At 36.2% G+C, this 14,991-nt stretch carries 9 protein-coding genes; all 9 read left to right on the top strand.

Annotation, left to right across the window (positions count from 1 at the left end; translation table 11 throughout):
• Positions 1–12: 12 nt before the first annotated feature.
• Positions 13–210: a preprotein translocase subunit SecE gene (gene secE, locus F0460_RS12485; RefSeq protein ID WP_091522715.1), complete on the top strand. Its 198-nt coding sequence runs from the start codon at positions 13–15 to the stop codon at positions 208–210.
• Positions 211–221: 11 nt separating this feature from the next.
• Entirely contained in the window at positions 222–773 is a 552-nt protein-coding gene (nusG, locus tag F0460_RS12480) for a transcription termination/antitermination protein NusG (RefSeq protein WP_124900438.1), read from the top strand.
• 61 nt (positions 774–834) lie between these two features.
• Positions 835–1,272, top strand: coding sequence for a 50S ribosomal protein L11 (gene rplK, locus F0460_RS12475; RefSeq protein WP_150013714.1), 438 nt, complete (start codon positions 835–837; stop codon positions 1,270–1,272).
• A gap of 18 nt (positions 1,273–1,290) precedes the next feature.
• Entirely contained in the window at positions 1,291–1,980 is a 690-nt protein-coding gene (rplA, locus tag F0460_RS12470; protein WP_150013712.1) for a 50S ribosomal protein L1, read from the top strand.
• A gap of 22 nt (positions 1,981–2,002) precedes the next feature.
• A complete protein-coding gene (rplJ, locus tag F0460_RS12465; RefSeq protein WP_150013710.1) occupies positions 2,003–2,491 on the top strand; it encodes a 50S ribosomal protein L10 in 489 nt (162 codons plus the stop codon).
• 87 nt (positions 2,492–2,578) lie between these two features.
• On the top strand, positions 2,579–2,947 hold the full coding sequence (gene rplL / locus F0460_RS12460) for a 50S ribosomal protein L7/L12 (protein WP_091522731.1): 369 nt from the start codon (positions 2,579–2,581) through the stop codon (positions 2,945–2,947).
• Between the two features lie 212 nt (positions 2,948–3,159).
• A complete protein-coding gene (gene rpoB / locus F0460_RS12455) occupies positions 3,160–6,972 on the top strand; it encodes a DNA-directed RNA polymerase subunit beta (RefSeq protein ID WP_150013708.1) in 3,813 nt (1,270 codons plus the stop codon).
• Between the two features lie 234 nt (positions 6,973–7,206).
• The gene (gene rpoC / locus F0460_RS12450) at positions 7,207–11,508 is read left to right on the top strand and encodes a DNA-directed RNA polymerase subunit beta' (RefSeq protein ID WP_150013706.1); all 4,302 of its coding nucleotides are present in this window, start codon (positions 7,207–7,209) and stop codon (positions 11,506–11,508) included.
• Positions 11,509–11,715: 207 nt separating this feature from the next.
• Positions 11,716–14,991 (top strand): GEVED domain-containing protein (locus tag F0460_RS12445; RefSeq protein ID WP_190304150.1); only part of this gene is annotated, 3,276 nt, incomplete at its 3' end.

The following is a 14,991-nucleotide window of genomic DNA, read 5'->3' as shown; positions in this document are numbered from 1 at the left end:
AAAAATAATATTATGGCAAAAGTAGTTAATTATATATCTGACGCGTTTACCGAATTAAAATCTAATGTTACATGGACACCATGGGCAGAGGTACAACGCTATACAATTATTGTTGCTATCTTTACAGTAGTACTTTCATTAGCTACATGGGGCGTAGATACGTTGTTTTCTGAAGCTCTTGCTGGTTTCTTCAACCTTTTAAATTCGTAATTTAAAAGAGCATGACAGAAGGTAGTATTAAAAAATGGTATGTAGTTAGAGCTGTAAGCGGACAAGAGAATAAAGTAAAAGGTTACATAGAAAGCGAAATTGTGCGTTTGGGTATGGAAGATTACCTTTCGCAGGTTTTAGTACCAACTGAAAAAGTAGTTTCGCAACGCGACGGAAAAAAAGTAACAAAAGAGCGTATTTATTTTCCAGGATATGTAATGATTGAAGCAAACCTTACTGGCGAATTACCACACATAATAAAATCTATTGCAGGCGTAATTGGTTTCTTGGGTGAAACCCGTGGCGGAGATCCTGTGCCTTTAAGAATGGCAGAGGTTAACCGTATGCTTGGTAAAGTAGATGAATTGGCTGTATCTGTAGATCATGGATTAATTCCTTATGAAATAGGTGAAACAGTAAAAGTTGTCGATGGTCCTTTTAATGGTTTCAACGGAACTATAGAAAAAGTAAACGAAGACAAACGCAAGCTTGAAGTAATGGTGAAAATTTTCGGAAGAAAAACACCTTTAGAATTAAGCTTCACACAAGTAGAGAAAGTATAATTGTTACATACATATCACATCAATCGCTTCCAATTGAAAGATGTGCTAAATTTTTTTAAAAATGGCAAAAGAAATTAGTAAAGTAGTTAAACTACAAGTTAAGGGAGGTGCTGCGAATCCTTCGCCACCGGTTGGACCTGCTTTGGGGGCTGCTGGAGTTAACATCATGGAATTCTGTAAGCAATTTAATGCTAGAACACAGGATAAACCAGGAAAAGTTTTACCAGTACAGATTACAGTTTACAAGGACAAATCTTTTGACTTTGTAGTTAAAACGCCACCTGCTGCTGTTCAATTATTAGAAGCTGCAAAACTTAAAGGCGGTTCTGGGCAACCAAACCGTAAAAAAGTTGCTTCTATCACATGGGATCAAGTAAAAGCAATCGCTGAAGACAAAATGGCAGACTTAAATGCATTCACAATTGAGAAAGCTATGTCTATGATTGCTGGAACTGCACGCTCTATGGGAATCACGGTAACAGGGAACGCTCCTTTTTAATCTTAAAGAAAAGAAGAAATGGCAAAATTGACAAAAAAGCAAAAAGAGGCTGCAGCAAAAATTGAGAAGAACAAATTATATTCTTTAAAAGATGCATCTGCATTAATTAAAGAAGTTTCTTCTGCAAAATTTGATGAGTCTGTTGATATTGCAGTACGTTTAGGAGTAGATCCTCGTAAAGCAAATCAAATGGTACGTGGGGTTGTAACATTACCACACGGTACAGGTAAAGATGTAAGAGTATTGGCGTTAGTTACTCCAGACAAAGAAGCAGAAGCTAAAGCTGCTGGTGCAGACCACGTAGGTTTAGATGACTATCTACAAAAAATTAAAGATGGTTGGACTGATATCGATGTAATTATTACGATGCCTGCAGTTATGGGTAAATTAGGTCCATTAGGTCGTGTTTTAGGACCTCGTGGTTTAATGCCTAACCCAAAAACAGGTACAGTAACAATGGATGTTGCAAAAGCGGTACAAGAAGTGAAATCTGGAAAAATTGACTTTAAAGTTGATAAAACAGGTATCGTTCACGCTGGTATCGGTAGAGTATCTTTTGGTGCTGACCAAATTACAGAAAATGCAGCGGAGATAATTCAAACATTAATTAAATTAAAACCAACTGCAGCTAAAGGTACTTATATCAAGTCTATTCACATATCAAGTACAATGAGCCCTGCAATTGCTTTAGATCCAAAAGCAGTATAATTGGTAGTTAAAATTATTTAGTATGACTAGAGAAGACAAATCAATTGCGATTCAAGATTTAACTGCACAGTTAGCTGACACTAAAGTTATTTACGTTGCAGATATTTCTGGATTAAATGCATCTACTACTTCAGATTTACGTAGAGCTTGTTTTAAAGCAGGTATCAAGTTAGAAGTAGTTAAGAACACGTTGCTTGCAAAAGCAATGGAAGCATCAGAAAACGAGTATGGTGATTTACCTTCTATTTTAAAAGGAAACAGCGCTATTATGATTGCTGAAACTGCAAGTGCACCAGCAAAAATCATAAAAGAATTCCGTAAAAAAGGTACAAAACCAGAATTAAAAGGAGCTTACATCAACGAAGAAATTTATATTGGCGATAACCAATTAGATTCATTAGTTGCAATTAAGTCTAGAGAAGAGATGATTGGTGAAATCATTGGATTATTACAATCTCCTGCTCAAAGAGTTATTTCTGCTCTTAAAAATCAATTTAAAGACGAAGAATAGTAGTTTTCTACAACTGTTTTTAAATGTTCAACAGAACGCACATTAATAAATTATATTATTACAAATTCAAATTAAAAGATAGAACAAATGGCAGATTTGAAACAATTCGCAGAGCAATTAGTTAACTTAACAGTTAAAGAAGTTAACGAATTAGCAACTATATTAAAAGATGAGTATGGTATCGAACCAGCTGCTGCTGCAGTTGTAGTATCAGGTGGTGGTGAAGCTGCTGCTGCTGAAGAGCAAACAGAATTTACAGTTGTATTAAAAGAAGCTGGTGCTTCTAAATTAGCTGTAGTTAAAGCTGTTAAAGAATTAACAGGTTTAGGATTAAAAGAAGCTAAAGATTTAGTAGACGGTACTCCAGCAAACGTTAAAGAAGGTATTTCTAAAGACGAAGCTGAAGGATTGAAGAAAGCATTAGAAGAAGCTGGTGCTGTTGTTGAGTTAAAATAATCTCACACATATAAATTTTTACGGTTTAGGCCTTGGAAGTACTTCCAATGGCCTAAACCATTTTGCATATAAAAAATAATCAATAACGAAGAAAAGGGCAAGTAACTTTCCTGACTTGTTTTTAAGATGTATTGATTATTTAAAATTAGGAAGTATTGATTAGTTGTGTTTTACACAAAAACTACTTTTTTAAACCAAAATTTTGTTCATTAATGATTACAAATCATACTGAAAGATTAAATTTTGCCTCTACGAAAAATATCCCTGCTTATCCAGATTTTCTAGATATTCAGGTAAAATCGTTTAAAGATTTTTTTCAATTAGAAACGAAATCAGATGAAAGAGGTAACGAAGGTTTGTACAAAACCTTTATGGAAAACTTTCCAATCACGGATACACGCAACCAATTCGTACTGGAATTTTTAGACTATTTCGTAGATCCACCACGTTATTCAATTGAAGAATGTATTGACAGAGGTTTAACTTATAGTGTACCTCTTAAAGCTCGTTTAAAATTATATTGTACAGACCCAGAACACGAAGATTTTGAAACTATCGTTCAAGACGTGTATTTAGGTACTATACCATATATGACACCAAGTGGAACCTTTGTAATTAATGGTGCGGAGCGCGTTGTTGTTTCGCAATTACACAGATCACCGGGTGTTTTCTTCGGTCAGTCATTCCACGCAAACGGTACCAAGTTGTACTCTGCACGTATTATTCCTTTCAAGGGTTCTTGGATTGAATTTGCTACAGACATTAACAGTGTAATGTACGCGTACATTGATCGTAAGAAAAAATTACCTGTAACTACTTTATTCCGTGCAATTGGTTTTGAAAGAGACAAGGATATCCTAGAGATTTTCGACCTTGCAGAAGAAGTAAAAGTATCTAAAACAGGATTAAAAAAATACATAGGGCGTCGTTTGGCTGCACGTGTATTAAATATCTGGCATGAGGATTTCGTTGATGAGGATACAGGTGAAGTTGTAACGATACCACGTACCGAAATTATTTTAGACCGTGATATTGTTTTAGATAAAGACAATGTTGAGGAAATTATAGAGGCAGACGTTAAAACAATTCTTTTACATAAAGAAGACAGTAACCTTGCCGATTATACCATTATACACAACACGCTTCAAAAAGATCCAACAAACTCTGAAAAAGAAGCTGTAGAATATATTTACCGTCAATTAAGAAACGCATTACCTCCTGATGAAGAGACAGCAAGAGGTATCATAGATAAATTATTCTTCTCTGATCAACGTTACAATTTAGGTGATGTAGGTCGTTACAGAATGAATAAAAAATTGAACTTAAATACGCCGATCGATAAGCAAGTTTTAACAAAAGAAGATATCATCACTATTGTTAAATATTTGATCGAGCTTATTAATTCAAAAGCAGAGATCGATGATATTGATCACTTGTCAAACCGTCGTGTACGTACAGTTGGCGAGCAGTTATCGGCACAATTTGGTGTTGGTTTAGCACGTATGGCGCGTACAATTCGCGAGCGTATGAACGTTCGTGATAACGAGGTGTTTACACCAATCGATTTGATTAATGCAAAAACATTATCATCGGTTATCAACTCATTCTTCGGAACAAACCAGTTGTCTCAGTTCATGGATCAAACCAATCCATTGGCAGAGATTACACATAAGCGTCGTTTATCGGCATTAGGACCAGGTGGTCTTTCTCGTGAAAGAGCAGGATTCGAGGTTCGTGACGTTCACTATACGCACTATGGTCGTTTATGTCCGATCGAAACTCCAGAGGGACCAAACATTGGTTTGATTTCATCTTTGGCAGTTTATGCAAAAGTAAACGCAATGGGATTCATTGAAACACCTTACCGTAAAGTGGTAGATGGAGTTTTACAAATTAATGAAGCTCCGGTTTATTTATCGGCAGAAGAAGAAGAAGAAAAATTAATTGCACAGGCAACAGTAACTGTTGGTAAAGACGGATTAATTGAAGATGAGAGAGTAGTAGCAAAACAAGATGCCGATTTCCCGGTAGTTGAACCAAAAGAGTTGAACTATGCCGATGTCGCGCCTAATCAGATTGCTTCTATTTCGGCTTCGTTAATTCCTTTCTTGGAGCATGATGATGCCAACCGTGCGTTGATGGGATCAAACATGATGCGACAGGCAGTACCTTTATTACGTCCGGAATCTCCAATTGTTGGTACCGGATTAGAAAAACAGGTTGCTACCGATTCTCGTGTATTGATTAATGCAGAAGGCGCAGGAGAGATTGTTTATGTAGATGCGCAGAAAATTACTATTAAATACGACCGTACAGATGACGAGCGTTTAGTAAGTTTCGATGCTGATGAGAAAACATACAACTTGATCAAATTCCGTAAAACCAACCAAAGTACATCTATCAACCTTAAACCAATTGTTCGTAATGGTGACCGTGTTACCAAAGGACAGGTTTTATGTGAGGGATATGCTACACAAAACGGTGAATTGGCTTTAGGACGTAACTTACAAGTAGCGTTCATGCCTTGGAAAGGTTATAACTTTGAGGATGCAATTGTAATTTCTGAACGTGTTGTACGTGATGATATTTTTACATCTATCCATATTGATGATTATACGTTAGAAGTTCGTGATACTAAATTAGGATCAGAAGAATTAACGAATGATATTCCGAACGTTTCAGAAGAAGCTACTAAAGATTTAGATGAAAACGGAATGATCCGTATTGGAGCAGAGGTGAAGCCTGGAGATATCTTAATTGGTAAAATTACACCAAAAGGAGAATCAGATCCAACACCGGAAGAAAAATTATTACGCGCAATTTTTGGTGATAAAGCTGGTGATGTTAAAGATGCATCATTAAAAGCTTCTCCATCGTTACGCGGTGTAGTTTTAGATAAAAAATTATTTGCCCGTGCGGTAAAAGATAAACGTAAGCGTTCTAAAGACAAAGAAGATATTGCTTTGTTGGATACACAGTTCGAAGTTAAATTCAACGAATTGAAAGAGCGTTTGGTAGACAAGTTGTTCCATTTGGTAAATGGTAAAACGTCGCAAGGTGTAATGAACGATTTAGGTGAAGAAGTATTACCAAAAGGTAAAAAATTCACCTTGAAAATGTTACACGCTGTAGAAGATTTTACACACTTAACAAAAGGGCAGTGGGCTACAGACGATTATACCAATGAAATGATTACCGATTTAATTCACAACTATAAAATTAAATTAAACGACATTCAAGGAGTATTACGTCGTGAGAAATTTATGATTACAGTTGGTGACGAATTACCATCAGGTATCTTAAAATTGGCTAAAGTTTACATTGCTAAAAAACGTAAGCTAAAAGTTGGTGATAAAATGGCGGGTCGTCACGGTAACAAAGGTATCGTTGCAAAAATCGTTCGCGATGAAGACATGCCTTTCTTGGAAGACGGAACTCCGGTTGATATAGTATTAAATCCACTTGGTGTACCATCTCGTATGAACATCGGTCAGATTTATGAAACCGTTTTAGGTTGGGCTGGTAAAAAATTAGGACGCAAATATGCTACGCCAATTTTTGATGGTGCTTCCTTAGAGCAAATCAACGAATTAACAGACGAAGCAGGTGTGCCACGTTTTGGACATACTTACTTATACGATGGTGGAACAGGTGAGCGTTTTGATCAAAAAGCAACTGTAGGTGTGATTTATATGTTAAAATTAGGACACATGGTTGATGATAAAATGCACGCACGTTCTATTGGTCCGTACTCTTTAATTACGCAACAGCCATTAGGTGGTAAAGCGTTATTTGGAGGTCAGCGTTTTGGAGAGATGGAGGTTTGGGCTCTTGAAGCTTATGGTGCATCTGCTACATTACGTGAGATATTGACTGTTAAATCGGATGACGTTATTGGTAGAGCTAAAACTTACGAGGCAATCGTAAAAGGTGAACCAATGCCAGAACCAGGATTACCTGAATCGTTCAATGTATTAATGCATGAATTAAAAGGTCTTGGTTTAGATATCAGATTAGAAGAATAACAAAATCAAAAAGTATTCAGTTTTTAGGTAAATCGCCCGGAAACTGAATACTTAATTTCAATAAGTTTTTAGGATTTATACCCGTAAACCGTTCCGATTTTTTATAAATATATTTTATAATTAGCACTTCAAGATACGCATCTGAAGTTTAGAGAAGTAATCCGAGGTAGTGTTTAAGTTTTCGACTTAAATAAGAATCAATTTTTAATTGCAAATAAATCAATAGTAAAAACTATGATGAATAATAGAAACAACAGTAAAGATAATAATACTGTAAAAAGGTTTAACAAAATCTCTATCGGATTGGCATCACCTGAATCGATTCTTGCAGAATCAAGAGGTGAAGTTTTAAAACCTGAAACAATTAACTATCGTACGCACAAACCAGAGCGCGATGGTTTATTCTGTGAGCGTATTTTTGGTCCGGTAAAAGACTATGAATGTGCTTGTGGTAAATACAAAAGAATCCGTTACAAAGGTATCGTTTGCGACCGTTGTGGGGTTGAAGTTACAGAAAAGAAAGTTCGTCGTGACAGAGTAGGGCATATCAACTTGGTGGTGCCTATCGCTCATATTTGGTATTTCCGTTCATTGCCAAACAAAATTGGTTATGTTTTAGGATTGCCATCTAAAAAGTTAGATGAAATTATTTATTACGAAAAATATGTTGTGATCCAAACAGGTGTTGCAAAACGCCCAGATGGTGAAGAACTAAAACGTTTGGATTTCCTTACAGAGAGTGAGTATTTAGATATTTTAGATACCCTTCCAATGGAAAACCAGTATTTAGATGATAACGATCCAAATAAATTCATCGCTAAAATGGGTGCTGAATGTATTATGGATTTATTACAGCGTACCGATTTAGATGCATTGTCTTACCAATTACGTCACGCAGCTAATACCGAAACATCTAAACAACGTAAAACCGAAGCGTTAAAACGATTACAGGTTGTTGAAGCGTTCCGAGAATCAAACAATAACCGCGAGAACCGTCCGGAATGGATGATTTTAAAAGTGGTTCCTGTGATCCCGCCAGAATTACGTCCGTTGGTGCCGTTAGATGGTGGTCGTTTTGCAACGTCAGATTTGAACGATTTATACCGTCGTGTAATTATACGTAACAATCGTTTAAAACGATTAATGGAGATTAAAGCTCCTGAAGTTATCTTACGTAACGAAAAACGTATGTTACAAGAAGCAGTAGATTCATTGTTCGATAACACACGTAAAGCTACAGCAGTTAAAACAGAATCTCAACGTCCGTTAAAATCGTTGTCAGATTCGTTAAAAGGTAAACAAGGTCGTTTCCGTCAAAACTTATTAGGTAAACGTGTAGATTACTCTGCTCGTTCGGTAATTGTCGTTGGACCTGAATTAAAATTATACGAATGTGGTCTTCCTAAAGATATGGCTGCAGAATTATACAAACCATTCGTAATCCGTAAGTTGATTGAGCGTGGAATTGTAAAAACTGTGAAGTCTGCTAAAAAGATCATCGATAAAAAAGAACCAGTTGTTTGGGATATTTTAGAAAACGTAATTAAAGGTCACCCGGTATTATTAAACCGTGCCCCTACGCTTCACCGTTTAGGTATTCAGGCATTCCAGCCTAAATTAATCGAAGGAAAAGCAATTCGTTTACACCCATTAGTATGTACGGCATTCAACGCCGATTTCGATGGGGATCAAATGGCGGTGCATTTACCATTAGGACCAGAGGCTATTTTAGAGTCGCAGTTGTTAATGTTGGCATCGCACAATATTTTAAACCCGGCGAATGGTGCACCTATTACAGTACCTTCACAGGATATGGTTTTGGGTCTTTATTATATGACCAAAATCCGTAGAACTACACCGGAATACGTTGTAAAAGGTGAGGGTTTAACATTCTACTCTGTAGAAGAAGTGCATATTGCAATTAACGAAGGACGTTTAGATTTGAACGCACCGGTTAAAGTACGTGCAAAAGATTTTAATGCAGAAGGTGAATTGGTTAACCAAATTATTGAAACATCGGCAGGTCGTATCTTGTTTAACGAGGTAGTTCCAGAAGCTGCAGGTTATATTAATGAGGTTTTAACTAAAAAATCTTTAAGAGATATTATCGGAAAAATTTTAGCGGTAACAGATGTTCCTACAACTGCTAAATTCTTGGACGATATGAAAGATATGGGTTACGGATACGCATTTAGAGGTGGATTATCTTTCTCTTTAGGTGATATCAAGATCCCAGAACAAAAACAAGGAATGATTGATGATGCTAACAATCAGGTAGAAGGTATTACCATGAACTATAACATGGGTCTTATTACCAACAACGAGCGTTACAATCAGGTAATTGATATTTGGACTTCAACAAATGCGGCGTTAACAGAGTTGGCAATGAAAAACATTCGTGAAGACCAACAAGGGTTTAACTCGGTATTCATGATGCTTGATTCTGGAGCGCGTGGATCTAAAGAGCAAATCCGTCAGTTGACAGGTATGCGTGGATTGATGGCAAAACCTAAAAAATCGACAGCTTCAGGTGGAGATATTATCGAAAACCCGATCCTTTCGAACTTTAAAGAAGGTTTATCGATCTTGGAATACTTTATTTCAACGCACGGTGCGCGTAAAGGTCTTGCCGATACCGCATTAAAAACAGCCGATGCTGGATACTTAACACGTCGTTTACACGATGTTGCTCAAGATGTTATCATTAATTCAGAAGATTGTGGTACATTAAGAGGTATTGAGTTTGAAGCGTTGAAGAAAAACGAAGAAATTGTAGAATCTTTAGGTGAACGCGTTTTAGGACGTATCACTTTAGATGATATCGTTAACCCGTTAACAAACGAAGTAATTGTTCCTGCTGGTGAAATGGTTAAAGAAGCACATATTGCTAAAATTAACGCATCGCCATTAGAAAAATTAGAAGCGCGTTCTGCATTAACCTGCGAGGCCGACCACGGAATTTGTGTAAAATGTTACGGACGTAACTTGGCATCAAACCGTATGGCACAGTTAGGTGAAGCAGTTGGTGTTATTGCAGCACAATCTATTGGTGAGCCAGGTACACAGTTAACATTACGTACGTTCCACGTTGGGGGTACGGCAGGTAACATTTCTGAAGTTTCAACTATTACAACCAAATTCAAAGGTCGTTTAGAGATCGAAGATTTAAAAGTTGTAAAAGGTGAAGATAACGACGGTAAAGAAATCGATATCGTAATTTCTCGTTCAACAGAATTAAAATTAGTAGATTTAAATACAGGTATCGTTTTAAATACACATTACATTCCTTACGGATCAACAATTCATGTTAAAGACAAAGAAGTTGTTGAAGAAGGAACAGTAATTTGTAAGTGGGATCCATATAACGGTGTTATTATTTCTGAATTTACAGGTAAGGTTGCTTACGAAGACATTGAACAAAACCAAACGTTTATGGTTGAGATCGATGAGCAGACAGGTTTCCAAGAGAAAGTAATTACAGAATCAAGAAACAAAAAATTAGTTCCTACTTTATTAATTTATAACAAATCAGGTGAATTAGTACGTTCATACAACTTACCGGTTGGGGCGCACTTAATGGTTAACGATGGCGATAAAATTCAAGCTGGTAAAGTTTTAGTTAAGATTCCTCGTAAATCATCAAAAACCGGAGATATCACCGGAGGTTTACCTCGTATTACCGAGTTGTTAGAAGCACGTAATCCATCAAACCCAGCAGTTGTTGCAGAGATTGACGGTGTTGTTTCTTTCGGAAAAATCAAACGTGGTAATCGTGAAATCATTGTTACACCAAAAACTGGTGAAGATGATCAACGTAAGTATTTAGTGAAATTGTCGAACCAGATTCTTGTTCAAGAAAATGATTTCGTTAAAGCCGGAACTTCATTATCAGATGGTGCAATTACACCAGACGATATTTTAAGAATTCAAGGTCCGTCTTCGGTACAACAATATTTGGTAAACGAAATTCAAGAAGTTTACCGTTTACAAGGGGTGAAAATTTCAGACAAACACTTTGAAGTTGTAATCCGTCAAATGATGCGTAAAGTACAGATTCAAGATTCGGGAGATACCTTATTCTTAGAAGAGCAGTTGATTCATAAAGACGACTTTATGCGTGAAAACGATCGTTTGTTCGGAATGAAAGTTGTTGAAGATGCAGGTGATTCTGTAACTTTAAAAGAAGGTCAGATTATTTCGGTACGTGATTTACGTGATGAAAACTCGATCTTACGTCGTGAAGATAAAAATTTAGTAGTAGCACGCGATGTAATTACCGCAACGGCAACGCCAGTTTTACAAGGTATTACAAGAGCATCGTTACAAACTAAATCGTTTATTTCGGCAGCGTCGTTCCAGGAAACAACAAAAGTATTAAACGAAGCTGCAGTAGCAGGTAAAGTTGATAACTTGTCAGGTTTAAAAGAAAATGTTATCGTTGGTCACAGAATACCTGCAGGTACAGGTATGCGTAAATACGATACCATTTTAGTTGGAACCGCAGAAACAAAGAAAGAAATTGACTTGAATTTTTAATGATTTTTCATTAAAAGATTAATTTCAATTGATAATTATTATAAAAGCCACCTATTATTAGGTGGCTTTTGTCGTTTGTGTACTTATTACGAAATTTAGTTTTAAATAAGTTGTGTTAAAAGTTAAAAATAATATAATTTAATATTAAAAAAACCAAAAAAAATATTTAAGTTTATCGTTTAAATGACTAATTGTAAATATATATTTATGAAAAAAATTACGCAATTGTCTAGGTTTAAAATACGGTGGTTACCTTATACAACCTTGATATTAATGTTTTTTAGTTTGTTTTTGTCTACAATGAATGGGTTTGCACAAACTTATTGTACACCTACTTACATTACGGGATGTAGTTGGGATGATGACTTAAATAGTTTTGTTATTACTGGTCACGGAACATCTGTGATTAGTGATTTAAATACCGGTTGTAATAATGCAACAGCAAATGCCTATTCAGATAAAACAACATCGTTTACGCCGGTAGATGTTATGCAATCACAAACGTATCCTGTACAAATTAATACTACTTATAGTTCACCAACCTATGAGTTAGCAAGTATTTGGATTGATTTTAATGATAATGGTGTTTTTGATGCGTCTGAAAAATTACTTACGGATCTTCCACTGGCACAAAGCCCTTCTTTTGTAACTGCATCAATTGCTATTCCTGTTACAGCACCTGTTGGTATACACAGAATGCGTGTGCGTGTTATATATAATACTACTGGAGTAGATGCTTGTACATCTTCAAATTATGGTGAAACTCATGACTATAAAGTAAATGTTTTAGCTTTACCAGCTTGTTCTGGTACTCCAACAGCTGGAACGACATCGGTAACGACAAGAACATGCAATAGCCAGCCTTTTACCTTGTCTGCTACAGGATCAACCGTTGCTGGAAATATGACATACCAATGGCAAAGTTCTCCACAAGGAGCTGGAACTTGGACTAATATTCCTGGTGCAAATGGTTTTTCTCATACAGTAACTACTCAAACTGTGGCTACAGATTATCGATTTGTAGTAACATGTAATACTTCAAATGGTACTAATAATTCTAATTTAGTAACAGTTGTACAACTTGCCGCTGTAAGTACAAATTTCTTCGAAGGATTTGAAACAACTCCTATTGGTGGTAGTGGTAATCAAACTGTACCTTTATGTTGGACACTCTTAAATTCTACAAATCATCAATGGACATATGGTGCTGTTAATAATTTTTATCCTAAAACAGGTAATAGAAATTATTATTTTAACCGTTACCCTCTAAATCAAACAGACGGCCAGTTAATTTTAATTTCTCCTGAAACAGTTAATTTAGGGAACGGTACAAAGCAAATTCGTTTTTCTGCAAGGTTGCCTTGGGCTGGTGGTGTAACACCTAAATTGGTTGTTTATACTATGAATGGTACAACTAATACAGCTACAAGAACACTGGTGCAAAGCATAAATATTAATAGCTCTACATACGTAGAGTATATTGTGCCTTTACCACCAACAACTGACGATTATTTTGCAATATCATTGGAACACAATAATCCGAGCGATTATTTAGAAATAGCTATTGATGATATTTACTATGAAGACATGGCAGCTTGTATTTTTCCATTAAATCTTAAAGTAAATAATATCACAACAAATTCTATCAATATTTCATGGGACGCATCTTTAGGAACTGGTGTTACAGGGTACGAATATGAAATTCGCACATCTGGCGCAGCAGGTTCTGGTGCAACAGGATTGGCACAAACAGGTATTGTTAGTACGCCAGCTACAACAACAAATATTACAGGTTTAAACCACTCAACAGTTTATACAGTTTATATACGTAGTAAATGTGGTACATCAAATGGTATGTGGACACCGTTTCCGGTAAAATTTAATACGTTATGTGATGTAGTGACAAATAACTTTTTTGAAGGGTTTGAAAATACCGACGTAGGAAGCCCATGGTCTACTCCTCCGAATCATACAGTTCCGTTATGTTGGACTTATTTTGATTTAAATGACAATGGTTATGGTTATACATCTGATTATAATCAAAGAACAGGAAATAGAGGTTTCTATATTTATAATTCTGGGAATACTGTTGCTTTAGTTTCACCTGAAACTAATAATTTAGGAGCAGGTGCTAAAAGAGTGCGTTTTTGGGCACGTATGCCTTACGGTTCAGGTGCTGAATTAGGAGTTTATACATTGAATGGAACAACAGCATCTGCTACTAGAACGTTGATGAAAAAAATTGCCTTAACAACGGTATGGACAGAGTATACAGTATATTTTCCGACAACTACTACAGATGATTACTTTGCATTTATCTCTGAAGTTGGTTCTGGATCTGTAGATATAAATATTGACGATATTTATTATGAAGACGCTCCTTCTTGTAAACCAATTGAAGACAGTACTATTAAAGTTACCAATATAGGTAAAAACAGTTTTACAGTTTCTTGGCAAGATCTTTATAATGCCAATCCAATGGCTTATGAGGTAGAAGTGCGTACAACAGGTAACCCAGGAACACCTGGAGCTGTATTTAACGGAACTACAGCTGTTGGTGTTACCAACTTGGTTGCAACAGGGCTAAATCCTTCTACAGACTATAAAGTGTATGTGCGTTCAGTTTGTTCTGCAACAGATCAAAGTATATGGTCAAGTGCTGTTGCGGCTACCACTTTATGTAATTATTCAGATTTTGTATCTTACACACCGTCTTTGGCATTGTGTGGTCCACAAAAAGCAGAATTATCTGCCGTATTGGTAGATCCAACTGCAATGGCAGCATGGTACGATGCGCAAAATGATGCGGTACCTTTATTTGAAGGTCCGGATTTTATATCTGCTACAGATGTAACCCAAGACAGAAGTTTCTGGTTGCGTAGCAGAAAAACGACTCCTAATACTGCAGTTCAGTTAGGTGTTGGTACTGAAACAAATGAGTATGATGCTGGACAATTCCTTTACCATGGTTGGGGAGGTTACAAACATCAATACATTTTTACAGCAGCAGAATTAAATGCAGCAGGTTTAGTTGCAGGTTCAATATCAGCGCTTAAATTTGATGTTGTTACTACAGGTACTACTAACAGAAATGATTTTTCGATATCGTTAGGCACTACAACACAATCAGTAGCAACAACTAATCAGAAAGACAATAGCACTTTGACACAAGTTTACAGCAACCCAAGTGAAACATTTGCTGTTGGTGTAAAAACATTTACCTTTACCACACCTTATGTTTGGGACGGTGTAAGTAATGTTATTGTACAAACAAACTGGAGTAATCAAAACTACGGCGACTCTAGTGGGGCTGTAAAATATCATACTACATCAGCGAATATGACTACTTACACTTATGCAGACAATAGAACAGCTGCTGAATTATTAGCTACAATTACTGGTAATGTAAGTGGAAGTGGTAATACAGTCACAAGTTCTAAACGTCCTAACACAATATTTGTAGGAGTTGCGGGTTGTGTATCA

This window comes from Paenimyroides baculatum (assembly GCF_008629655.1).
Taxonomy (GTDB): domain Bacteria; phylum Bacteroidota; class Bacteroidia; order Flavobacteriales; family Flavobacteriaceae; genus Flavobacterium; species Flavobacterium baculatum.
The sequence above is the reverse complement of the archived record's forward strand: the minus strand, read 5'-3'. Positions and strand labels throughout refer to the sequence as shown.